Raw genomic sequence first — 22859 nt, forward strand, 5'->3', positions numbered from 1 at the left:
CGCAAAACGGCAGGGCGGCGCGTCCATGTCCGGGACCGGGTCGCGGCAACTGCGGTGCGGTTCTTTTTCCGCGGGCTGCTGGCCGCGGGCTTCTGGCACGGAACCCCGCACGGACGCGCCGCAAAAGACCCAAGCCCCGGCATCCGCCGCCGGGGCTCGGGTTTTCTGCTGCTGGCCGCGCGGCCAGCAGCGGGGGTGAGGCGATCAGGCCGCCCGCGGCACCCGCAGCGAACGCACCAGGCCGCCGATGTCCACGATCAGCGCGACGCGGCCGTCGCCGAGGATGGTCGCCCCGGAAATGCCGCCGATGCGCCGGTAGTTGTTCTCGATGTTCTTGACCACCACCTGCTGCTGGCCGACCAGTTCGTCCACTTCCAGCGCGATCTTCTGGCCGTCGGCCTCGACCACCACCACCAGCGGCTCGCTGCGCTCGGTGCGGCCGTAGCCGTAGCAATCGCTGAGCGACAGGATCGGCAGGTATTCGCCGCGGACCCGCAGCACGCGGCCTTCGCCGGCCATGCTGCGGATGTCGTCGGGCTGCGGCTGCAGCGCTTCGAGCACGTAGGCCAGCGGCAGGATCAGGGTCTCGCTGGCGACCGACACGGTCATGCCGTCCAGGATCGCCAGGGTCAGCGGCAGCCGGATCAGCACGCGCGTGCCGCGGCCGGCATTGCTTTCCAGCTGCACTTCGCCGCCCAGGCCCTGGATGTTGCGGCGGACCACGTCCATGCCCACGCCGCGCCCGGACAGGTCGGTGACCGCGTCGGCGGTGGAGAAGCCGGGGGCGAAGATCAGGTCCCACACCTGCGCATCGGTCGGGTTGTCCGCCACGCTCAGGCCGCGCTCGGCGGCCTTGGCCAGGATCCGCTCGCGGTTGAGGCCGGCGCCGTCGTCGCTGACTTCGATGACGATGTGCCCGCCCTGGTGCGAGGCGGCCAGGGTGATGGTGCCGGTCTCGTCCTTGCCGGCGGCGCGGCGCGCTTCCGGCATTTCCAGGCCGTGGTCGATCGAATTGCGCACCAGGTGCACCAGCGGATCGGCGATCTTCTCGATCAGGCCCTTGTCCAGCTCGGTGCCTTCGCCGATGGTGCGCAGCCGCACCTGCTTGCCGAGGCGGCTGGACAGGTCGCGGACCAGGCGCGGGAAGCGGCGGAATACCGCGTCCACCGGCAGCATGCGCACGCCGATCACCGCTTCCTGCAGGTCGCGGGTATTGCGTTCGAGCAGGTCCAGGCCGGCGAACAGGCGTTCGGCGTGGGCCGGGTCGAGGTCGCCGGAGACCTGCTTGAGCATGGCCTGGGTGATGACCAGTTCGCCGACCAGGTTGATCAGCGCATCGACCTTGTCGACGCTGACCCGGATCGAGCTTTCCGCTTCGTGCGCGGCGGCGGCGTTGCCGGCCGGCGCATTGGCGGCCACGGCGGCGGCCGGCGCGGCGGTGGCGCTGGTCGGCGGCTGCGCCAGGGTGGGGGCGGGCGCGCTGGCCAGGCTCGGCGGCGGCACCGCGCGGATGTCCAGTTCGCAATCGTCGATCACCCAGGCGAAGGTGTCTTCGATCGCGCTGCGCGGGATCTTGCCGACCAGGCCCAGGTCCCAGGCCAGATAGGCCTCGAGCGGGTCGAGGTCGTTGAAGCCGGGCAGGCGCGCGGTGCGGCAGGCGACCTGCAGCGGGCCGAGGTGTTCGAGTTCGCGGATGATGCGCAGCGGGTCGTTGCCGCTCATGAACAGCGACGGCGCCGGGGTGAAGCCGATCTGCCAGGCTTCCGGTTCGGCCGGCTGGTTGGCGGCCGGGGTCGCGGCGGGCGCGGCGGCGGCAGTGCCGTTGAGCGCCTGCTGCAGGCGCTCGTGCACGGCCTCGACCGCGACCGGATCGGCCGGGGTGCCGTGCTCGGCTTCGCGCAGCAGCGCGCGCAGCACGTCCACCGAGCCGAGGATCGCGTCGATCGCGTGTGCTTCCACCTCGCGCTTGCCCGAGCGCAGCTCGTCGAGCAGCGTCTCCAGCACGTGGGTCAGGCCGGCCATCGCCTCGAAGCCGAAGGTGGCGGCGCCGCCCTTGATCGAGTGCGCGGCGCGGAACACCGAGTTGATCGTTTCGGGGTCGCGGTTGCCTTCTTCCAGCGACAGCAATCCGGCTTCCATCGCGTCCAGCCCTTCACGGCTTTCCTCGAAGAAGGTGGCGTGGAAACGTTGCAGGTCCATGCTCATGGGCGGGGAATCCGGAGAAGGGTGGAGAGGGAATCAGCCCAGGACTTTCTGGACGGTGGCGATCAGCTGTTCCGGGTTGAACGGCTTGACCAGCCAGCCGGTGGCGCCGGCCGCCTTGCCTTCGGACTTCTTGTCCGCCGCCGACTCGGTGGTCAGCATCAGCATCGGCGTGAACTTGTAGTCCGGCAGCTGGCGCAGCGCGCGGATCAGCGAGATGCCGTCCATGTTCGGCATGTTGACGTCGGTGACCACCGCGTTGAAGCGCTGGCCCTGGGCGCGGCCGAGCGCGACCTGGCCGTCTTCGGCTTCCTCCACCGCGAACCCGGCCGAGGTCAGGGCAAAGGAGACCATCTGGCGCATCGACGCCGAATCGTCCACCACCAAGATACGTGCGCTCATGCCGCGTTCTCCACAGATTTCAGGTTGTCAGGGGGTGCAGGAAGGCCCAGCGATGCGCTGACCCCCAGCAGGCGTGCCGCATCGCGGAACGTGTCGTTGCAGGCCGCGAACACCGTGCGTTTGCCGTCCTGGCGACGTGCATCGACGAATGCGCACAGCACCTGCACGGAGGCGGTATGGATGCGGCGGACCTCGCCGGCGTCCAGCTGCAGCTCGTCGTCCGACGCCAGCAACGGGGTCAGCCGTTGTTTCAGGTCGGCACTGGTCTCGATGCCGAGATCCTCGCCCAGGGTGACTGTGCTCATCATTGCTCCGCACGAATGGTTCTAGGGCAGATAACGGCCAATGCGCGGGAAGCTTTAGCGGCGCATCGGGAAAGTGCGGCAGGGTTGGCAGTTGCCGGGCGGTGATGCCGGGCATCGCCGCTGGCGCGGCGCGGCGCCGGGCCGGGGCCGGTCGTTGCCGCGACAGGGACGCGCCAGGCTTGGCCGGGCGCGCGGAAGACTGCTGCGTGGCACGCTCGCTTACCTCAACGAGCCTGCTTTGCTTCTTGCTGCTCGACCCGCAAGCGTTCAGGCGCAGCGGGACCCTCCGCATGGCCTCAGTGCAGCAGCTGCTCGGCGTCGAGCAGGATCATCGGCTGCGGCCCCAGCCGCGCCACGCCGCGGAACAGGTGATTGGAGATGCGGCAGATGCGGGCGTTGTCCGGCGGCTCGATCTGCTGGTCGGTGAGGCTGGCCACGTCCTCGACCGCGGACACGCGCAGGCCCAGGGTCTCGCCGTTCTCTTCCAGCACCACCACCCGGGTCAGCATGTCCATCTCGATCGGTGCGGCGCCCAGGTGGATGCCCAGGTCGATCACCGGCACCACCTGGCCACGCAGGTTCATGATCCCCAGCATCGCCGTCGGGGTGCCGCGCAGCGCCAGCAACGGCACCGGCAGCACCACTTCCTGCACCTTCAGCAGTTCCAGCGCATAGGCCTGTTCGCCGCAGCGCAGGCGCAGCCAGCGGGTGCTGCGGTCCGGCGCGCGGCGCTGGTGCGGGGAGGCTTCGTGGGGCACGCTCGGGGCCATGAACGCCTGCAGGTTGGGCGGTAGCCGCGCGCCCGCGGCCTGCGTGCGCTCGGCCTCGACGCGGCGTTCCGGCGGCACCGCCATCGGCGGACGCTTGGTCGCACGTGCTGCCGCCGCATCGTCTTCGGCGGCCAGGTCGCGCGGCGGCGCGGCGGCGCGCTGCATCTCCATCGCCGCGACCACCTCCAGATCGGCCTGGCGCTCGGCATCGGATGGGGCCTGCTGCGACATGATCCCGGCCAGGGCCGGGTCGGAATCGGCTTCGGCCAGCACCGCGGCGGCGATCTCTTGCGGAGTCGGGCCGGCCGGCTTGGGCGCCAGGGCCTGCTGCGACATGATCCCGGCCAGGGCCGGATCGGAATCGGCTTCGGCCAGCACCGCGGCGGCGATCTCTTGCGGGGTCGGGCCGGCCGGCTTGGGCGCCGGGGCCTGCTGCGACATGATCCCGGCCAGGGCCGGGTCGGAATCGGCTTCGGCCAGCACCGCGGCGGCGATCTCTGCCGCGGTGGGGCCGGCCGGGGCGGGCGCGGCGACGGCGCGCGCCGGTTCCGGCGCCGCTGCGGCGCTGGCCGCCGCGCGCGTCGCCTGGCGTTCGGCGTCCCGCTCCTCGGCGATCGCCTCGTGCAGCAGGCCTTCCAGATAGTCGTCGATGACCCCGGGGGCGTTCATGCGGCCTGCTCCAGCGGCGTGGCATCGCTGGCGATCAGCCATTCCAGCGCGCGCCGGTAGGCGGCCAGGCCGCGGCCGGGGTAGTCGCCGGGGACGCCGGCGACGGTCAACGCCTTGACGTTGCAGATCTTGGTATCGACCGGGATCGCGTCTTCCCAGACCCGCTCGCCGTAGCTGTCCTGCATCTGCCGCAGGGTGTCGTTGCCGGCGCGGGTGCGCTTGTCGTACAGGGTCGGCAGGATCGAGGTGGGCAGCGGACGGCGGCGCGAGCGCTCGACCATGTCCACGGTACGGACCATGCTGGCCAGGCCGTGCAGCGCCAGCGGCTCGGCCTGGGTCGGGATGATCACCCGATCGGCCGCGGCCAGCGCGTTGATCATCAGCAGGCCCAGGGTCGGCGGGCAGTCGAGCAGGATGTAGTCGTGCTGGCCGGCGTGACGCGCCATGGCCTGCTGCAGGGCCAGGCCCAGCCCGGGCTGGTTGGCGCTGCGCCGCTCCAGCGTGGCCAGCGCGGTCTGCCCGCAGACATAGCTCAGGCGCTCGATGGCGCTGTCGCGGGCCAGCGCGGTCAGGTCGCCCGGCGGCGTGGCGAACAGGTCGAGCACGCCGCTCGGCGGCGGATCCTGCGGCACCTCGAAGGCACGGGTCAACGAGGCGTGCGGATCGAGATCCAGCATCAGCACGCGGTGGCCGAGCATGGCCAAGCCACGGCCCAGCGCCAGCGTGGTCGTGGTCTTGCCCACGCCACCCTTCTGGTTGGCAATCGCCCAGATGCGCATCAGTTCACTCCTTCAATGGCGGCAGGTACCGCGCGGGGCTGGCCGGCATTGCCGGCAGCCGCCGCGGCGAAATGTAGCGGGCTCGCCGGCGCTGCGCCGGCGGTATCGGTCAATCGGTCTTGCGGCGACGGGGTGCCGGCCGCGGCGACGGGCGCCGCGTCGCGGCCGCGATCGGCGCCAGCGCGATCGGCGCCGCCGGCATCGGCCAGGATCACCAGCACCACGCGGCGGTTGGCGTTGCGGCCGGCCTGGCTGCCGTTGTCGGCACGCGGGCGGAACTCGCCGTAGCCGATCATCGACAGCCGCGACGGCTGCAGGCCCTGGTCGGCGAACAGATGCACCACGCTGGCCGCGCGCGCCGCCGACAGCTCCCAGTTGGACGGGAACTGCACGGTGGCGATCGGGCTGTTGTCGGTATAGCCCTCCACGCGCACGCCGTTGGGCACCGGCACCAGCACCTGCGCCAGCTGCGCCAGGGTGGAGCGGGCGCTCTGGTCCAGCGACGCGGAGCCGGAGCCGAACAGGATGTCGCTGTTGATCTCCACTTCGATCCACAGCCCGGCATGGCGCACGGTGATCAGCTGCTTCTGGATCAGCGGCGCCAGCGCGGCGCCGAGCCGGTCGGCGATGCCGTCGAGCTGGCGCTGCGCGCGGCGCAGCTGCTCCTCGTCGCGCAGCGCGCCGGGCGCGCGCAGCGGCGAGGCCGAGGGCAGCCGGTTCGGGTCGGGCAGGGACAGCGCCGGGCTGGACTTGATCGGGGTCGGACGCGCGCCGCCCTGGCCCTGCATCAGGCGTTCGCCGACCTGCACCGGGCTCATCGTCCGCGGCGCGCCGCCGAAAGCGGTGCTCATCGCGTCGGCCATGACCCGGTACTTGGCCTCGTTGACCGTGGACAGCGCGTACATCACCACGAAGAAGGCGAGCAGCAACGTCATCAGATCGGCATAGGGGATGGCCCATGCCTCATGGTTGACGTGATCTTCGTGCTGACGCTTGCGGGCCATGGTCGTGGGGTCAATGCAAGAAGCCGGCCAGCTTCGATTCGATGTTGCGCGGGTTCTCGCCCTGGGCGATGGCGATGAGCCCCTCGATGATCATTTCGCGCTCGCCGCTGCTGTGCTTGATCACGCTCTTGAGCTTGCTGGCCATCGGCAGGAACAGCAGGTTGGCCGAGGCGATGCCGTAGATGGTGGCGGTGAACGCGGCGGCGATGCCGTGGCCGAGCTTGCTCGGGTCGGCGAGGTTCTTCATCACCGCGATCAGCCCCAGCACCGCGCCGATGATGCCCAGCGTCGGCGCATAGATGCCCATGCCTTCGAACACCTTGGCCGCGGCCAGGTCGCAGTGTTCCTGGCCGTCCAGGTCGATCTCCAGCATGTGCCGGATCGATTCCGGCTCCACCCCGTCGACCAGCATCTGCAGGCCCTTGCGCACGAACGGGTCGTTCTGCTGCTGCACCTGGTTCTCCAGGCCGAGCAGGCCCTGGCGGCGGGCGATGTTGCTCCACTCCATGATCTGCAGCAGCAGGGCCTGGCGATCGCTGGCCGGCGGACGCAGGATCCACTTGGCGATCTGGAACGCGCGCTTGAACACCGCCGGCGGGGTATGCACCAGGATCGCGGCGATGGTGCCAACGATCACGATCACGAACGCGGCCGGCGACCACAGCGCCGAAACGCCGGCGCCCTTGAGGATGCTGCCGCCGACCAGCGAGGCGATCGCCAGCAGCAAGCCAATGAGACTGAGTTTGTCCATGCAGGAACTATCGGCCGCGAGGGGAGGGACTTGATGGGGCGGCCGGGATTGGAGATTCGGGATTGGGGATTCGAGGCGGCCAGCCGTCGGCTGCGAGCTGCGGATCGGCGAGTGCGCGGCATCTCCCCAATCCCGAATCCCCAATCCCCAATCCCCAATCCCGGCTCTATCAGCTCTTCAACCCATCCACATCCAGGATCAGCGCCAGCCGGCCGTCGCCGATCAGGGTCGCGCCGGCGTAGCCGGGCAGGCCGCGCAGCGCACGCGGCAGCGGCTTGATCACCACTTCCTCGCGGCCGCGGACCTGGTCCACGACCAGGCCCATGCGCGATTCGCCGGCCTGCACCACCACCACGGTCAGCAGCGGCAGCTGCGGCGCCTCGATGTTCAACCACTGGCGCAGGTCCACCAGCGGCAAGGTGTGCGATTGCCGGTCGAGCACGGCGCGGCCGTCGAACCAGCCCAGCGAGCGGCGCGGCGCATGCAGCACCTCGACCACGCGCGCCAGCGGCAGCGCATAAACGGTGTCGCCGGCCTGCACCAGCAGGGTCGGCAGGATCGCCAGGGTCAGCGGCACGCGGATCAGGAAGCGGCTGCCGCGGCCCAGTTCGGACTGGATCTGGATCTGCCCGCTGAGTTCGCGGATGCGCGACTGCACCACGTCCATGCCGACGCCGCGGCCGGAGATGTCGGTGACTTCGGACTTGGTCGAGAAGCCGGGCAGGAACACCAGGTGCAGGCATTCCTCGGTGGTCAGGCGCGCGGCGGCTTCCGGATCGATCAGGCCCTTCTCGCGCGCCTTGGCGCGCAGCCGCTCCGGGTCGATGCCGGCGCCGTCGTCCTGCACCTCGATGCTGACGTAGTCGCCTTCCTGCTGCGCCGACAGGCGCACATGGCCGCTGCGCGGCTTGCCCGACGCCTCGCGCAGCGCCGGCGCTTCGACGCCGTGGTCGATCGCGTTGCGCACCAGGTGCACCAGTGGATCGGCCAGCGCCTCGACCAGGTTGCGGTCCAGTTCGGTGTCGGCGCCGATCAGTTCCAGCTCCACTTCCTTGTTCAAGGAGCGGGCGACGTCGCGCGCCACTTTCGGGAAGCGCGAGAACACCTTGCCGACCGGCTGCATGCGGGTGCGCATCACCGCCGATTGCAGGCGCGCGGTGGCGATGTCCAGGCTGCTGACCGCGCGGTCCAGTTCTTCGTCGCGCAGGCGCACGCGCAGGGTCTTGAGCCGGTTGCGCGACAGCACCAGTTCACCGATCAGATTGACGATCGCGTCCAGGCGCTTGGTGTCCACGCGCACGGTGTGTTCGGGTTCGGCGGCCTTGGTGGGCGCCGCCGCGGCCTTCGGCGCGGCCGGGATCGGGACTGGGGAAAGCTGCGGCTTGGCGCTGGGCGGGGCAGCGCCGTGCAGGTTGTCCAGCAGTGCTTCGAATTCGTCGTCGCTGATCATCTCGGGATCAGCGGATTGGGACGCTGCAGGCGCCGTGCTCTTTCCGAGTCCCGGCACCACCGCTGTTTCCTCGCCGCTGGTCGCGAACTGCGCGATCAGCTGCGGCGGCGCGCGCGGCGGTTCGCTGCCGCTGCCGAACGCGTCGAGCATCGACTGCAGGTAGTCCAGCGACTGCTGCGCGGCGTCGAAGTGCCGCGCCTGCAGCGTGGCCTGGCCGGCGCGGGCCTGGCCCAGGGTGTCCTCGGCGGCGTGGCACAGTTCGACCATGGCGTTGATCGCCAGGAACCCGGCGCCGCCCTTGAGCGTGTGGAAGCCGCGGAATACCGCGTTGAGCTGGTCGCTGTCCTCGGGCGCCTGCTCCAGCGACACCAATTGCTCGCCGAGCCGGTCCAGGATTTCCTGGGCCTCGATGATGAAGTCGGCAGCGATGTCGTCGGGGACGGCGCTCATCAGACTACAACCCCAGTCCGGACAGCAGGTCGTCGGCGTCGTTCTGCGACACGCCGTGGCGGTCCAGTCCGGCCAGCGCCGGGCCGGCCAGGCTGCCGTCGGGCTTCTTTTCCTCCTTCGGCGGCAGGCCGAGCGCGCCGAAGCCTTCGTGCACGCGGCGCACGATCCCGGCGACGCGGCGGATGATCTGCCCGGTCAGGTCCTGGAAGCTCTGCGCCAGGGCCATCTCGGTGAGGTTGTGGCGGATCTTGTCGAGGATCTCGCCCTGGTCGCCGGTCAGCCCGCCGGCACGCAGCTGTTCGGCCAGCGCGCGGCATTCCTCGGCCAGGTCCAGGGTGCGGTGGCTGGCCTGTTCGGTCATCGCCACCACGTGGTCCAGGCGCGAGCAGGCATCGTCCAGCTCGCCGGCTTCGGTGGGGACGGTAGGCAGTTCGCCGAGCGCCTGGCCCAGGTCGCGCGCCAGCCGGCTCAGGCCCTGCATCATCGGCCGCGTGCGCCAGGCAGCGAGCGTGTCGATTTCCTTGCGCCAGGCGGCTTCGTCGCCTTTTTCCAGTGCGTCCAGCGCACCTTGCAGGCGTTCGATCAGGGCGCTGCGTTCGGCGCTGGCTTGCATCAGGCGGTCGCTCCCATGCGTTCGAAGATCTTGCCCAGCTTCTCCTGCAGCGTCTGCGCGGTGAACGGCTTGATGATGTAGCCGTTCACGCCGGCCTGGGCCGCCTCGATGATCTGCTCGCGCTTGGCCTCGGCGGTCACCATCAGCACCGGCAGGTGCTTGAGCTTGTCGTCGGCGCGGATGTTGCGCAGCAGGTCGATGCCGGTCATGCCGGGCATGTTCCAGTCGGTGACCACGAACTCGAACGGTGCCGAGCGCAGCGCGGCCAGCGCACTGTTGCCGTCTTCGGCCTCTGCAGTGTTGGTGAAGCCCAGATCGCCGAGCAGATTCTTGACGATGCGCCGCATCGTCGAGAAATCGTCCACGATCAAAATCCGCATGTTCTTGTTCACCGCTAACTCCCTTGGGTCTTATTCTTCGTCTTCCAGGCCGGCGTCGGCCGCTTCGAACGCTTTCAAGCGCCCGCGCAAGCGTACCGTGGCCTGGCCGTGGATCTGGCAGACGCGCGACTCGCTGACACCGAGCACCGCGCCGATTTCCTTCAGGTTCAATTCCTGTTCGTAGTACAGCGACAGCACCAGCTGCTCGCGCTCGGGCAGCTGTGCGATCGCCTTGCCCAGTTCGCGGCCGAACTCGCTGCGCTCCAGCATCTGCTGCGGATTGGGCCCGCCCTTGGCGATGGTGTCCAGCTCGCCGTGGTCCTCGACCCGCGACTCCAGGCTCAGCACCTGGCCGCGCGCGGCATCTTCCATCAAGCGCAGGTATTCGGGAAGCGGCATGTCCATCGCCGCGGCCACTTCGTTGGCGGCGGCGGCGCGGCCGGTGCGCTGCTCGATCTTGCGGATCGCCGCGGCGGCGTCGCGGGCGCGGCGGTGCACCGAGCGCGGCACCCAGTCGCCGCGGCGGATCTCGTCGATCATCGAGCCGCGGATGCGGATCGAGGCGTAGGTCTCGAACGAGGCGCCCTGGTCGGCGTCGTAGCTGCGCGAGGCCTCGATCAAGCCGATCATGCCGGCCTGGATCAGGTCGTCGATCTCGACGCTGGCCGGCAGCCGCGCCGCCAGGTGGTGGGCGATGCGCCGCACCAGGTCCGCATGCTGGGCGATGTAGTCGTTGGAACTGTTGCGCTGCACGGCGCGGTAGTGGGCGGCGGCGTTCATGCGGCGACCCCCCGCTGGATGATCCGTTCGACGAAGAACTCGACGTTGCCGCGCGGCACCGTCGGCGCCTGCCAGCGCGAGGTGCGGCGGGCGATCTCGGCGATCGCCTGCGCCGACGGGCTGGACGGGTAGGCCTTGACCACCGGCTGCTGGCGCTGCACCGCCAGGCGCAGCCAGTCGTCCTGCGGCACGCAGCCCAGGTAGTTCAGCGACACGTCGCCGAGGAACTTCTCGCACACCCGGCTCAGCTTGTCGTACAGCAGGCGGCCTTCGTTGAGGTCGCGGACCATGTTGGCCACGATCTGCACCCGGTCCACGCCGCGTTCGCGCGACAGCACCTTGATCAGCGCGTAGGCGTCGGTGATCGAGGCCGGCTCGTCGCAGACCACCACCACCGCGTCCTGCGCGGCCTGGCAGAAGGTCAGCACGCTGTCGGTGATGCCGGCGGCGGTGTCGATGACCATGATGTCCAGCTCGCGCTGCAGCTCGGAGAACACGTTGACCAGGCCGACGTGCTGCGCCGCCGGCAGCTCGGCCATGTGCCGGCGGCCGGAGGCGGCGGGCACCACCATCAGCCCGTTGGGCATGTCGATCAGCACCTCTTCCAGGGTGCAGCGCCCGGCGACCAGGTCGGCCAGGGTGAACTTGGGGGTCAGCCCGAGCAGCACGTCGACATTGGCCAGGCCCAGGTCGGCGTCCAGCAGCAGGGTGCGCTTGCCCATGTCGGCCAGCGCCATCGACAGGTTGACCGAGATGTTGGTCTTGCCCACGCCGCCCTTGCCGCCGGTCACGGCGATCGTGCGCACCGGGCCCAGCGGTTCGCTGCGCGTTGCCGACAGGGGGAAGGCATTGGTCAGATTGGCGTAATCACGCGACGGCATGGTTCTGCTCCGGAGTACAGGGCTTATCGGCAGCGCGCCGCAAATCTTCAAGGCGCAATACCAGGCTGGCGGCGTTGGCGCGGTGCAGGTCGTCCGGCACGCGCTGACCATCGGTCACCCAGGTGAGGGGAAGCCGGTGGTCCGCGACCACCGACAGGGCACTGCCAAACCGCCCGGTTTCATCCAGCTTGGTCAAGATCACCCCCTGCGGATCGGCGCCGGCGAACCGGCGCACCACCTCGTCCAGGTCGGAGAAATGCGCGTTGGCAGGGAGTACTAGCAAGGACCGGACCACTCGCGAGGCGCGCAGCCAGTGCAGCTGCGCGGCCAGGGCGCGGTCGCGCTGGCCCATGCCGGCGGTGTCGATCAGCACCAGCTTGTAGTCGCGCAGGCGCTCCAGCAGCTGCTGCAGGGCGGCGTCGCTGTCAGCCTCGTGCACGGCGATGCCGAGCTGGCGGCCGTAGCTGTGCAGCTGTTCGCGGCCGCCGACGCGGATGGTGTCGGTGGTGACCAGGGCCACGTCGCGGGCGGCGTGGCGTTGCAGGAAGCGCGAGGCCAGCTTGGCGATGGTGGTGGTCTTGCCGGCGCCGGTGGGGCCGATCAGGGCGATCACGCCGCCTTCCTCGATCGGGTCCAGCGGGGCGATCGGCAGGTGTTTGGACAGCAGCCCCAGCATCAGCCCGCGGCCGCGGTGCAGCTCCAGGTCGGCGGGGATCTGCATGACCACGTCGCGGGTGAGGCCGCTGTCGAAGCCGTAGTCGTCCATCAGCTCCAGCGCCTGCGCGCGCACCGGCGAGCCGCGCAGGCGTTCGTCGGTGAGCCGGTTCATCTCGCGCTCGATCATCTGCCGCATCAGCGCCAGTTCGTCGCGCAGCTGAGTCAATTGTTCGTCGTTCTGCGTGGCCGGGAAGCTCGCCAGCGGTGCCGGGGTCGGCAGCGCCGGGATCCCGGCGCTGGCGGCAGCGGCGACCGGCTCGGCGCTGGGCGCGCTGGGCGCGGCGGCCGGGGTCAACGACACCGCGGCGATGTCCTGGAGCCAGGTCGGCACGGCGGAGGCGCTCGCGGCGGCACTGGCCGCGGCGGCCGGAGCGGCGAACGGACTGGGCAGCGGCACGCTGAGCGGCGCGTTGCGGAACACGTCCTCGGGAATGCGGAATTCGGCGAAGGGGGCGGCGGCGGCGGGAGCCGGGGCAGGGGCCTGCGGCGCGGCGGGCGGACGGGTCGGCGCGGGCGCGGTGCCGGCGGGCATCGCCGAGGCGGCGATCGCGGCGGGCTGGGTCAGCGCCCGCACCGGCGCGGCCTGCGCCATGCTCGCGGTGGTCGCCATGGCCGCGGCCGGGGAGCGGCGCTGGCTGATCGCGGCCATCATCGCCATCGCCGGGTTGCCCATGGCGCCGGCCTTGGCCGCGCGCGGCGCCGGATTGGCGGCCGACACCGGCCGCCGCGGCGCCGCTTCTTCCGGACGCACCGCGTCCAGCGCCTGCTGCACCAGGGCTTCGTCGTAGTTGCTGGCGGCGACGATCTCGATGCCCTCGTCGGTGCGCCGGTTGGACAGGATCACCGCATCCGGGCCGTGCTCGTCGCGCACCATGCGGAACGCGGTGCGCATGTCGGGGGCTACGAAGCGTTTGATCTTCATGGGTGAACGCCGGGAATAGTGAATCGGGAATGGGGAATGGATGCGATGCTTGCGCCGTTGCCTGGCGGGCTGCGATGTCGTGTCTTGGTTGTGGCGATCTTGCTCATTGCTCTCTCCGCTGCAGGGGCGATGTTGCGATTCCCCATTCCCTGTTCCCGATTCCCGTCACCTCAGCTGATCGTCCCGACCAGCTTCAGCCGCTTGTCTTCCGGAACCTCGCTGTAGGACAGCACCGACAGCGAGGGGACGCTGTGGCGGACCAGCCTGGCCAGCGCGGCGCGGACTTGCGCCGGGACCAGCACCACCGCCGGTTCGTTGCGCGCTTCCTGCTTGCTGACGCATTCGGCCAGGCTCTGGTGCAGTCGCTCGGCCAGACCGGGTTCCAGCGCGGCACCGTTGCCCTGGGTAGAGTCCTGCAAGACACGTTCCAATTGCGGGGCCAGGGTGAACACCGGCAATTCGGCGGACATCCCGGCGATTTCCTGGACGATGAAGCGGCCCAGCGCATTGCGCACCGCGGCGGTCAACACGCCGGGTTCCTGACTCTGCGGGGCGTGCTCGACCAGCGCCTCGACGATCTTGCGCAGCTGCCGCACCGGGATCTTCTCGATCAGCAGGTTCTGCAGCACGCGCACCACCACCGACAGCGGCAGCGCCTTGGGGGTGAGGTCCTCGACCAGCTTCGGCGCGCTCTTGGCCAGCGTGGCCAGCAGCTGCTGCACTTCCTCGTGGCCGAGCAGTTCCGGGGCGTGCTCGCGGATCAGGTGCGACAGGTGGGTGGCGATCACCGTGGCCGGATCGACCACGGTGTAGCCCATGGTCTCGGCCTGGGCGCGCTGGTGCGGCTGGATCCAGATCGCGTCCAGGCCGAACGCGGGGTCCTTGCCGGCAATGCCGTCGATCTTGCCCAGCGCGCCGCCCGGGTCCAGCGCCAGCTCGCGGTCGGGATGGATGTCGGCGGTGGCCACCGGTACCCCGTGCACCAGCAGGCGGTAGGCGTTGGCCGGCAGTTCCAGGTTGTCGCGGATGTGCACCGGCGGCACCAGGAAACCGATGTCCTGGGTCAGCTTGCGGCGCACGCCCTTGATCCGCGCCATCAGTTCGCCGCCCTGGGCCTTGTCCACCAGCGGGATCAGCCGGTAGCCGACCTCCAGGCCCAGCGGGTCGATCGGGCGCAGTTCGTCCCAGCCCAGCTCGGCATTGGCCTGCGCGCCGGCGGCGGCGGCCTGCTGCGCCGGATCCGGCTTGGCCTCTTCCAACAGCAGGCTGCGCTTCCACATCTTCCAGGCCAGCAGGCCCAGGATCAGCGCCAGCGTCAAGAAAGCGACGTTGGGCATGCCCGGGACCAGGCCGACCAGGCCCAGGATCGCCGCGGCCACCGCCAGCGCTTTGTGCTGGCCGAACACCTGGCCCATCATCGAGGCGCCCATGTCCTGCGAGCGCGAGGCGCGGGTGACCAGCATCGCCACCGCCGAGGACACCAGCAGCGCCGGCAACTGCGCGACCAGGCCGTCGCCGATCGACAGCAGCGTATAGGTGGACGCGGCCTGGCCGACCGGCATGCCGTGCTGCAGCACGCCGACCGCCATGCCGCCGATGAGGTTGATGAACAGGATCAGGATGCCGGCGATGGCGTCGCCGCGGATGAACTTGCTGGCGCCGTCCATCGAGCCGTAGAAGTCGGCTTCCTCGCGAACCTCCTCGCGCCGGGCCTTGGCTTCCTCGCGGGTCAGCAGGCCGGCGTTGAGGTCGGCGTCGATCGCCATCTGCTTGCCGGGCATGGCGTCGAGGATGAAGCGCGCGGTCACTTCCGACACGCGTCCGGCGCCCTTGGTGATGACCACGAAGTTGATGATGGTCAGGATCGCGAACACCACGATGCCGACAGCGTAGTTGCCGCCGATCACGAACTCGCCGAACGCCTCGATCACCTTGCCGGCGGCGCCGTGGCCGTCCTGGCCGTTGATCAGGATCACGCGGGTGGAGGCCACGTTCAGCGCCAGGCGCAGCATCGTGGTCATCAGCAGCACGATCGGGAAGATGCTGAACTCCAGCGGCCGCTTCACGTAGACCACCGCCAGCAACACCATCAGCGAGATCGCGATGTTGAAGGTGAACAGGGCATCCAGCACCGGCGCGGCCAGCGGCACCACCACCATCGCCAGCATCGCCACCACGATCACCGGCGCGCCGAGGCCGTGCTTGATCATGTCCATCATCTTGCGCGTGTTCATTTGCGCGGCGGGCTGGCTCATGGCGTGCTCCCCGGGGCGAATTCATCGACCTCCAGCGGCGGCAGCGGCGGCAGCGGCCCGCTGCGCCAGGCGCGCAGCTGGTACACGTAGGAGAGGATCTGGGCCACCGCCGAATACAGTCTCACGGGAATCTCCTTGCCGAGTTGCCCTTCCCGATACAAGGCGCGTGCCAACGGTGGCGCAGACACCACTGCGACGCGGTGCTGTTCGCCGAGCTCGCGGATGCGGAAGGCCAGTTCGTCCACGCCCTTGGCGACCACGGTCGGGGCGCGCATGCGCCCGCTCTCGTATTTCAGCGCCACCGCGTAGTGGGTGGGGTTGACCACCACCACGTCGGCGCTGGGCACCGCCTCCATCATCCGCCGCTGCGACAGCTGCATCTGCATCTGCCGGATGCGGCCCTTGACCTCCGGGCTGCCCTCGCTCTCCTTCATTTCCCGGCGCACTTCGTCGCGGGTCATCTTCAGTTTGCGGGTGTAGTTCCACTTCTGGTACGGCGCGTCGATCGCGGCCAGCAGCGCCAGCGCGCCGGCGGTGTACAGCAGCAGGCGCAGGGTGAAGCCCAGGCCGTCGCCGATGGCCGTTTCCAGCGGTTGCCGCATCAGGCTGCGCAGGCCGTCCACGTTGTGGGAGATGCACAGGGCGGCGGCGCCGCCGACGAAGCCCATGCGCAGCATCGACTTGAACAGTTCGGCCAGGCTTTCCGGGCCGTACAGCCGGGTCAGCCCGGCCATCGGGTTGAGCCGCTCGAGCTTGGGGATCAGCGCCGCCCCGGAGAAGCGCAGGCTGCCCATCAGGATCGGCGCGACGAAGCCGGCCGCCACGCAGATGCCGACCAGCGGCAGGGTCACCCACAGCAGCCCCAGCAGCAGTTCGCCGAAGTGGCCGAACAGCGCGCCCGGGTTGCCGTACAGGCCCGGATCCGGGCGCAGCGCGCCCTTCATCCAGGTCACCGCGCCGGCCGCCAGCGAGCCGGACATGCCCATCAAGGCGAAGATGCCGGCGCTGAACACCGCCGCCGTCGCCAGCTCGCGCGAATGCGGGATGTTGCCCTGCTCGCGCGCCTCGCGCAGGCGTTTTTCGGTCGGTTGTTCGGTTTTTTCGGTGCCTTCTTCGTTTTCGGACATGACGGTGAGGCGCGCCGGGCAGGGGATTCAACCCAGCTTCCTGCAAGGACCGTACCGTTCGCCGCCGGGAGCCGCTGCGCGGCAGTGGGCGCTGCACCGGCACAACGCCCTTGGAAACACGAGCGATGCAGCCACGCAAGGCTTGAATCGCTCAAGGCCCGGCAGCGCTTGCGCCAACGGATTCTAGGCGGCGACCTGCCGGGCGGCGTCGAAGGCGGCATCGAACAGGCGCTGTACCGGCGGCCCCATCTCGCCGACCAGCACCGCCAGCAGCGCCAGGCCCAGCACCACCGCCACCGGCAGGCCGAGCTGGATCGGGTTCAGCGCCGGCGCGGCCTTGGCCAGCGCGCCGAACGCCAGGTTCACCGCCAGCATCGCCACCATCACCGGCAGCGCCAGGGTCACCGCGCCGCGCATCATGCTCATGAAGAAATCCGGCGCCACCGCGGCCATCGCCCGCGTGTCCGGTAGCGCGTTGCCGATCGGCAGCGCCTTGTAGCTGTCCACCAGCAGCGCCACCACCGCCAGATGGCCGTTGGCGGTGAAGAACAGCAGGCCGAAGGCCAGGTAGAACCATTGCCCGATCACTCCGGAGGTGACCCCGCGCAGCGGATCGGCCATCTGCGCGAAGCTCAGGCCGGTGCTCTGCGAGACCAGTTCGCCGGCCAGCGCGCCGGCTTCGAAGATCAGCCGCAGCATGAAGCCCATGCTCGCACCGACCGCCAGTTCGCGCGCCACGCTCAGCACCACCGCGGCATCGAAGCCGTTCCAGTCCGGCACCGGCGGCAGCAGCGGCGCCAGCGCCATCGCCAGCGTCGCCGCCAGCATCACCCGGACCCGCGCCGGCACCGCGCGGGCGCCGAGCAGCGGCATCGCCATCAGCATCGCGCCGATGCGCAGCATGGTCCACAGGATCGCCCCGACCATCGCGAAGGCCTGCTGGCCATCGATGACCATTTGCGTGGCGGAATCCATCGGCGTCGGAACCCGGCTAGCCGATCAGATGCGGGATGCGCTGGAACAGCATGGTGGTGTACTCGACCAGGTGCGCCAGCAGCATGCTGCCGGTGGCGAACAGCATCGCGGTCAGGGCGATGACCTTGGCGATGAAGGCGATGGTCGGTTCGTTGAGCTGGGTGGCGGCCTGGAACACGCCGATCACCACGCCCACCACCAGCATCGACAGCAGCAGCGGGCCGGCCACCCACAGCACGGTGATCAGGCCGCCGCGCAATTCGGTCAGGGCCAGTTCGGGACTCATCGGCTCAGACGCCGTTGAAGCTGGCGGCGAGGGTGCCGACGGTGAGCACCCAGCCGTCGACCAGCACGAACAGCAGGATCTTGAACGGCGCCGAGATCAGCATCGGCGACATCATCATCATGCCCATCGACATCAGCACGCTGGCCACCACCAGGTCGATGATCACGAACGGGATGAAGATCAGGAAGCCGATCTCGAACGCGGTCTTCAGCTCCGAGGTCACGAACGAGGCCACCAGCACCGGGAACGGGATCGCGTCGGGGCCGCTGTAGGTGCCGTTGCCGGCCATGCCGGCGAAGGTCATCAGATCGGCCTCGCGCACCTGCGCCAGCATGAACGCGCGCAGCGGCTGGGTGGTCAGGGTCCAGGCGGTCTGGAAGTCGAGCTGGCCGTTGAGGTAGGGACTCATGCCCTGGCCCCAGGCCTTTTCCCACACCGGCATCATCACCAGCGCGGTCAGGAACAGCGCCAGGCCCATCAGCACCTGGTTGGACGGGGTCTGTCCGGTGCCCATCGCCTGGCGCAGCAGGCCGAGCACGATGGTGATGCGGGTGAACGCGGTCAGCACCAGCAGCATCGACGGCAGCAGGGTGATCGCGGTCATCAGCAGCAGGGTCTGCAGCGGCAGGCTCACCGGCTGCGCGCCGACCTTGCCGACGTTCACGTCCGGCAGCGAGGGCAGGGTCGGCGCGGCGCGCGGCGCGGCCGGCGCCGCGGGCGCGGCCTGGGCCCAGCCCAAGGCCGGCAGCAGGCTCAGCGTCAGCAGGATCAGCAGCAGGCGCAGGCCGCGCGCAGAGCGGTTCCAACGAGGCAACATGGTCATTTGTCCTTGCGCAGCTTCTGTGCCAGCAACTGGGCGAAATCGGGGAGGTGCCTGAGCTGCCTGAGGTCCGGCAGCGACGACGGCGGCGCTTGCGGCAGCGGCTCGGGCAGGTGATGCAAGCTGCGAACCCCGCCCGCCGACACGCCCAGCAGCAGCTGCTCGCCGTTGACCTCGACCACCACCACGCGCTCCTTGGCGCCGACCGCCAGGCTGGCCACCACGCGCAGGCCTTCGGCCGGGCGGAAGCCGCTGCCGGGCAGGCGCTTGAGCACCCAGGCCATGGCCAGGATCAGCCCCAGCACCAGCAACAGGGCGAACACCGCACCGAGCAGACTGGGCGGCGAGGGCGCGGCGCTGCCGACGCCCGAAGCGGACCTGGCCGCCTGGGTGGCGGCGGCGAGCAATAGGCTCACCGCAGTCTCCGGATGCGTTCGCTGGGGCTGACCACGTCGGTCAGGCGCACACCGAAGCGGTCGTTGATCGTCACCACCTCGCCGTGCGCGATCAGGGTGCCGTTGACGTACACGTCCAGCGGCTCGCCGGCGCCGCGCTCCAGTTCCACCACCGAACCCTGGTTGAGCTGCAGCAGGTTGCGGATCGGAATGCGGTTGCGCCCGACTTCCAGCGACAGGGTCACCGGCACGTCCAGGATCATGTCCAGATTCAGCTCGTTGCCGTCGCTGCCGGCCTCCGGCTGCAGGCTGTCGAACTGGGCCGGGACCGGCTCGGGGATTTCGTTCTGGCTCATGACGCGTCTTCCTGAAGGGCGGGGCGGCGGCGCAGCGCGCCCGGGGGTTGAGTCGAAGTGATCTTCACCGCGTTCTGGCCGCGCGAGATGCCGAACTCGCCGGTGAACACCGGGATGTTCTCCACGCACAGCGGCACGTGCTTGGGCAGCTCGATCGGCAGCACGTCGCCGATCTTCAGCCGGGTCAGCTCGCGCAAGGTCATCTGCTTCTGCGCCAGCACGCTGGAGATGGTGACCTCGGCGGTGTTGAGCTGCTCGCGCAGCATGATGTTCCAGCTCTCGTCGCGGTCCACGCGGTCGCTCTGGATGCCGGCATCGAGCAGCTCGCGGATCGGCTCCAGCATCGAATACGGCAGGGTGATGTGGATCTCGCCGCCGCCGCCTTCCAGCTCCACGTGGAAGCGGCTGACCACCACGTACTCGCGCGGGGTGACGATGTTGGCGAAGTGCGGGTTGACCTCGGAATTGAGGTACTCGAACTCCACTTCCATCACCGGCGCCCAGGCCTCGTGCAGGTCGGCGAAGGTCTGCTTGAGCATCAGCTGGATCACCCGCATCTCGGTCGGGGTGAATTCGCGGCCTTCGATGCGGGTGGGGTAGCGGCCGTCGCCGCCGAAGAAGTTGTCGACCACGGTGAACACCAGGGTCGGCTCGAACACGATCAGGCCGGTGCCGCGCAGCGGCTTGAACTTGATCAGGTTCAGGTTGCTCGGCACGTACAGCGAGTGCATGTAGTCGTTGAACTTGATCAGGTCGATGCCGCGCACCGACAGGTCGGCCGAGCGCCGGATCAGGTTGAACAGGCCGATCCGCCACAGCCGCGCGAAGCGCTCGTTGACCATCTCCAGGGTCGGCATGCGCCCGCGGATGATCCGGTCCTGGCTGGAGAAGTCGTACTGGCGGGCTTCGCCCGGCGCCGGCGGCGCCGGTCCGGTGTCCACCGCGCCGGCATCGACGCCATGCAGCAGCGCATCGATCTCGTCTTGGGAAAGCAGGTCGGTCATCGCGGCGGCGCCTTACTGGGTCACGAAGCTGGTGAACAGCAGGTCTTCCACGCACTTCTTGCCGGTCTCGGCGCTCATCAGCTTCTGCGCGTCGGCCAGCGCCGCGGCCTGCAGTTTCTTGCGTCCGGCGAGGTCGGCGATGTCCTGCGCCTGCACCTGCGAGAACAGCATCAGCAGGTGCGCGCGGATCGCCGGGGCGTTCTCGCTGATCAGCTTCAGTTCTTCCGGGTCGCGGGTCATCAGCTGCACTTCCATCTGCAGGTAGTGCGGGCCGTCGTCCGGGCTGCCGTTGAGGTTGACCACGAACGCCGGATCCATTGCGAAGTACTGCGCCGGCTTGGGCAGCTCGGCGGTCTTGGCCGCGGCCTTGGCGTGCGCGGGGTCTGGCTTCTTCAGGAAGAACCAGGCGCCGGCGCCGCCGCCGCCCAGCACCAGCACCGCCGCGGCGACGACGATCAGCAGCTTCTTCTTCGACTTGCCGCCCTGCGGGGCCTCTTTGGCGTCCTTGGCGTCGGCGGATTTCTTCGATTTGTCGGCTGCTGCTGCCACGGATTGGCTCCTTGAAGGGGGACTCTGCCCCTAAGGATGCAATCGGTGTGCCGAAACGGCATGGGGGGCTTGCCGGATATTTGACGGTGGCGTTCGATGCCGCTGCCGCGGCCGTTTGTGGGAGGGGCTTCAGCCCCGACGGGCTTCACCGGCGAAGCCCGTCGGGGCTGAAGCCCCTCCCACAAGATGCGGTGCGCGCCTGCGCAGCCGCGGCGGCGCTCCCAGCCTACGCGTAGGCGTCGAGCAGGCCGCGCTGGCGCAGCACCGCTGCCGGAATCCCGACGCTGCCCAGCAGGTCCTCGCCGGCATCGCCGGCGCCCGCCGTGGCGCCGTGCGGGGTGTTGTTCTGGGACGCGTGTTGCTGCTGCTGGCCCACGTCCGCCTGGCCGAGCTGGAAGCCGTGCTGGCCGAGCATGTCGCGCAGCCGCGGCAGGCTGTTCTCCAGCGCCTGGCGCACTTCCGGCTGGGCGCTGCTGAAGCTGGCGTTGACCTGGTCGCCGCTCAGGTGCAGGCGCACTTCGACCGGGCCCAGCTCGGCAGGACTGAGCTTGATGTGCGCGTGGCCGATCTTCTGGTCCGCCAGCCAGCTCATGCGCGAACCCAGTTCGTCGTCGAAGTTGTCGCCGTGCAGGTTCGGCGTGGGGGTCGGCGAGCCGGTGAACGGCGCGGCGCCGTCCACGCTGCGCGACGGCGCATGGATCCCGGCCGGCGCCAGCAGGTTGACCGGATCGGCGGCGGTGCTGGCGACGTCGCTGCCGCTGTCGCTGCTCTTGTCCGCGGCGCTCGCCAGCGCGGCCAGCGCGGCGACCGGTGCCGCGGCGTCGCCGCCGCTGGCCGCCTGCGCCGCGGCCCCGGCGACCTGCGCCAGCATGCCGCCGAAGCCGCCGGGGGCGCTGGCGCTGGCGCCGGCGCCGGCCGCGGTCGGCGCGGCGGCGCTCGCAGCCGCACCGGCGCCAGCGCTGTCGGTGCCGGCCGCGGCCGCCAGGGTGTCGCCGCCGAGCAGCGCGGCCACGCCCTGGGCGGCGGCACCGGCGACGCCGATCGCCAAGCCGGCCGCGCCCAGCGGACCGGTGCTGGCCGCGGGCAGCGCCGCGCCGAGCGCCGGCAACAGACTCAGGCCGATGCCGGCCAGGCCGGCCGGCGGCCAGCCGGCGTCTTGCTCGCTGTCCTCGCCCTGCTTGGGGTCGGCCTTGGCGCTCTTGGCCGGCGCTTTGGCCGGGGCTTTGGACTCGTCGCTGCTCTTCTGGTTGTCGCGTGCGGCCTGGTTGCCGGCCTGCGCGCTGCGCGCCGGCTCGCTGGCGTTGTCTTGCTCGCTCTGCGGGCGCTTGGCTGCCGCGTCCTTGTCGGTCGCGTCCTTGTCGGTCGCCGCCTGCTGCGGTTTGTTGGGGTTCGGCCGCGGCGCCGGCTTGGGTGCGGCGCGCTGGGTGTCGTCGTTGCCGAGCAGTTTGGCGAAGTCCTGGCCGTCGCCGCGGTCCTGGTCCTGCGTGTCGGCGCCGCCGCCGAGCCGGCCGGTGCGGGCGCTGCCGCCCAGCGCGGAAAGTGGGTTGCTCATCGGCTGTCCCCGTTGTCGTTGTCGCTGTCGGCCGCGGCCACCGCCAGGCGCACCCGGCGCGCGCCGAGGTCGTCCATCTCGCGCTGGCTGCGGCGGTCGTCGACCTTGCGTTCCTGGGCGCGGTAGCTGGCCGCCAGCTGCTCCAATACCTGCTTGTCGCGGCTGGCCAGCAGCAAGCGGCTGCGTTCCATCTCCACCTTCTCGCGGTTGCGGTCCACGGTCTGGCACTGCTGCTGCACCGCGCTCTCCAGGCGGTCCAGGAACGCGCGGCGGTTGGCCAGTTGCGCCAGGCTGGTCGCGGCCATCTGGCTGTTGGCGTATTCCTCGGCGTAGCAGCGCAGTTCTTCCAGCCGCGACTCGTGGGTCGCCAGCGCGCGCTGGCGCTCGGCCAGGTCGCGGGCGACCTCGTCCTCGTGCTGCTGGGCGCGGCGGAGCAGGGGATCGAGACGCTGTGATTGCATCATG

The 22859-nt window shown here is 70.1% G+C and carries 24 protein-coding genes; all 24 read right to left on the reverse strand.

What is annotated here, in order from left to right; genetic code table 11:
* Positions 1-204: 204 nt before the first annotated feature.
* Positions 205-2205 (reverse strand): chemotaxis protein CheA, encoded by a 2001-nt coding sequence (locus FZ025_RS19030; protein ID WP_104558579.1) that lies wholly within the window; start codon positions 2203-2205, stop codon positions 205-207.
* Between the two features lie 33 nt (positions 2206-2238).
* Positions 2239-2604 carry a response regulator gene (locus tag FZ025_RS19035; protein WP_003470902.1) on the reverse strand — a complete coding sequence of 122 codons (366 nt, stop codon included), beginning with the start codon at positions 2602-2604 and terminating at the stop codon, positions 2239-2241.
* The gene (locus tag FZ025_RS19040; protein WP_046978373.1) at positions 2601-2909 is read right to left on the reverse strand and encodes an STAS domain-containing protein; all 309 of its coding nucleotides are present in this window, start codon (positions 2907-2909) and stop codon (positions 2601-2603) included. Before FZ025_RS19040 ends, FZ025_RS19035 begins: the two co-directional genes overlap by 4 nt.
* 296 nt (positions 2910-3205) lie before the next feature.
* Positions 3206-4348, reverse strand: a complete 1143-nt coding sequence (locus FZ025_RS19045; RefSeq protein WP_104558578.1) for a chemotaxis protein CheW — start codon at positions 4346-4348, stop codon at positions 3206-3208.
* On the reverse strand, positions 4345-5127 hold the full coding sequence (locus tag FZ025_RS19050; RefSeq protein ID WP_046981549.1) for a ParA family protein: 783 nt from the start codon (positions 5125-5127) through the stop codon (positions 4345-4347). The genes FZ025_RS19045 and FZ025_RS19050 overlap by 4 nt, the downstream gene beginning before the upstream one ends.
* Entirely contained in the window at positions 5127-6131 is a 1005-nt protein-coding gene (gene motD / locus FZ025_RS19055; RefSeq protein WP_046981548.1) for a flagellar motor protein MotD, read from the reverse strand. The genes FZ025_RS19050 and motD overlap by 1 nt, the downstream gene beginning before the upstream one ends.
* A 10-nt stretch (positions 6132-6141) precedes the next feature.
* Positions 6142-6882 carry a flagellar motor protein gene (locus tag FZ025_RS19060; protein ID WP_104558577.1) on the reverse strand — a complete coding sequence of 247 codons (741 nt, stop codon included), beginning with the start codon at positions 6880-6882 and terminating at the stop codon, positions 6142-6144.
* Between the two features lie 169 nt (positions 6883-7051).
* Positions 7052-8782 (reverse strand): chemotaxis protein CheA, encoded by a 1731-nt coding sequence (locus tag FZ025_RS19065; RefSeq protein ID WP_104558576.1) that lies wholly within the window; start codon positions 8780-8782, stop codon positions 7052-7054.
* A 4-nt stretch (positions 8783-8786) separates the two neighbouring features.
* Positions 8787-9395 carry a protein phosphatase CheZ gene (locus FZ025_RS19070; RefSeq protein ID WP_104558575.1) on the reverse strand — a complete coding sequence of 203 codons (609 nt, stop codon included), beginning with the start codon at positions 9393-9395 and terminating at the stop codon, positions 8787-8789.
* Entirely contained in the window at positions 9395-9787 is a 393-nt protein-coding gene (gene cheY / locus FZ025_RS19075) for a chemotaxis response regulator CheY (RefSeq protein ID WP_046981700.1), read from the reverse strand. The genes FZ025_RS19070 and cheY overlap by 1 nt, the downstream gene beginning before the upstream one ends.
* Positions 9788-9805: 18 nt before the next feature.
* Positions 9806-10555 carry an RNA polymerase sigma factor FliA gene (locus FZ025_RS19080; protein ID WP_046981701.1) on the reverse strand — a complete coding sequence of 250 codons (750 nt, stop codon included), beginning with the start codon at positions 10553-10555 and terminating at the stop codon, positions 9806-9808.
* The gene (locus FZ025_RS19085) at positions 10552-11436 is read right to left on the reverse strand and encodes a MinD/ParA family ATP-binding protein (protein ID WP_046981702.1); all 885 of its coding nucleotides are present in this window, start codon (positions 11434-11436) and stop codon (positions 10552-10554) included. The genes FZ025_RS19080 and FZ025_RS19085 overlap by 4 nt, the downstream gene beginning before the upstream one ends.
* Positions 11423-13075 carry a flagellar biosynthesis GTPase FlhF gene (gene flhF / locus FZ025_RS19090; protein ID WP_104558574.1) on the reverse strand — a complete coding sequence of 551 codons (1653 nt, stop codon included), beginning with the start codon at positions 13073-13075 and terminating at the stop codon, positions 11423-11425. The genes FZ025_RS19085 and flhF overlap by 14 nt, the downstream gene beginning before the upstream one ends.
* Positions 13076-13245: 170 nt before the next feature.
* Entirely contained in the window at positions 13246-15330 is a 2085-nt protein-coding gene (flhA, locus tag FZ025_RS19095; protein ID WP_046979393.1) for a flagellar biosynthesis protein FlhA, read from the reverse strand.
* The gene (gene flhB, locus FZ025_RS19100) at positions 15327-16457 is read right to left on the reverse strand and encodes a flagellar biosynthesis protein FlhB (protein ID WP_046979392.1); all 1131 of its coding nucleotides are present in this window, start codon (positions 16455-16457) and stop codon (positions 15327-15329) included. The genes flhA and flhB overlap by 4 nt, the downstream gene beginning before the upstream one ends.
* Positions 16458-16640: 183 nt before the next feature.
* The gene (gene fliR, locus FZ025_RS19105; RefSeq protein ID WP_046979391.1) at positions 16641-17432 is read right to left on the reverse strand and encodes a flagellar biosynthetic protein FliR; all 792 of its coding nucleotides are present in this window, start codon (positions 17430-17432) and stop codon (positions 16641-16643) included.
* Between the two features lie 16 nt (positions 17433-17448).
* Complete coding sequence (locus tag FZ025_RS19110) at positions 17449-17718, reverse strand: flagellar biosynthetic protein FliQ (protein WP_046979390.1); 270 nt, start codon at positions 17716-17718, stop codon at positions 17449-17451.
* 4 nt (positions 17719-17722) lie between these two features.
* Positions 17723-18535: a flagellar type III secretion system pore protein FliP gene (gene fliP / locus FZ025_RS19115; protein ID WP_046979389.1), complete on the reverse strand. Its 813-nt coding sequence runs from the start codon at positions 18533-18535 to the stop codon at positions 17723-17725.
* Positions 18536-18537: 2 nt separating this feature from the next.
* Entirely contained in the window at positions 18538-18954 is a 417-nt protein-coding gene (gene fliO / locus FZ025_RS19120; RefSeq protein WP_046979388.1) for a flagellar biosynthetic protein FliO, read from the reverse strand.
* Positions 18951-19289, reverse strand: coding sequence for a flagellar motor switch protein FliN (fliN, locus tag FZ025_RS19125; protein WP_046979387.1), 339 nt, complete (start codon positions 19287-19289; stop codon positions 18951-18953). The genes fliO and fliN overlap by 4 nt, the downstream gene beginning before the upstream one ends.
* A complete protein-coding gene (gene fliM, locus FZ025_RS19130; protein ID WP_104558573.1) occupies positions 19286-20293 on the reverse strand; it encodes a flagellar motor switch protein FliM in 1008 nt (335 codons plus the stop codon). Before fliM ends, fliN begins: the two co-directional genes overlap by 4 nt.
* A gap of 12 nt (positions 20294-20305) precedes the next feature.
* The gene (locus tag FZ025_RS19135) at positions 20306-20842 is read right to left on the reverse strand and encodes a flagellar basal body-associated FliL family protein (RefSeq protein WP_046979385.1); all 537 of its coding nucleotides are present in this window, start codon (positions 20840-20842) and stop codon (positions 20306-20308) included.
* A 226-nt stretch (positions 20843-21068) separates the two neighbouring features.
* Positions 21069-22394 carry a flagellar hook-length control protein FliK gene (locus FZ025_RS19140; protein ID WP_104558572.1) on the reverse strand — a complete coding sequence of 442 codons (1326 nt, stop codon included), beginning with the start codon at positions 22392-22394 and terminating at the stop codon, positions 21069-21071.
* Positions 22391-22858: a flagellar export protein FliJ gene (gene fliJ, locus FZ025_RS19145; protein ID WP_046981192.1), complete on the reverse strand. Its 468-nt coding sequence runs from the start codon at positions 22856-22858 to the stop codon at positions 22391-22393. Before fliJ ends, FZ025_RS19140 begins: the two co-directional genes overlap by 4 nt.
* Position 22859 lies beyond the last annotated feature (1 nt).

Source organism: Xanthomonas hyacinthi (assembly GCF_009769165.1).
GTDB lineage: Bacteria > Pseudomonadota > Gammaproteobacteria > Xanthomonadales > Xanthomonadaceae > Xanthomonas_A > Xanthomonas_A hyacinthi.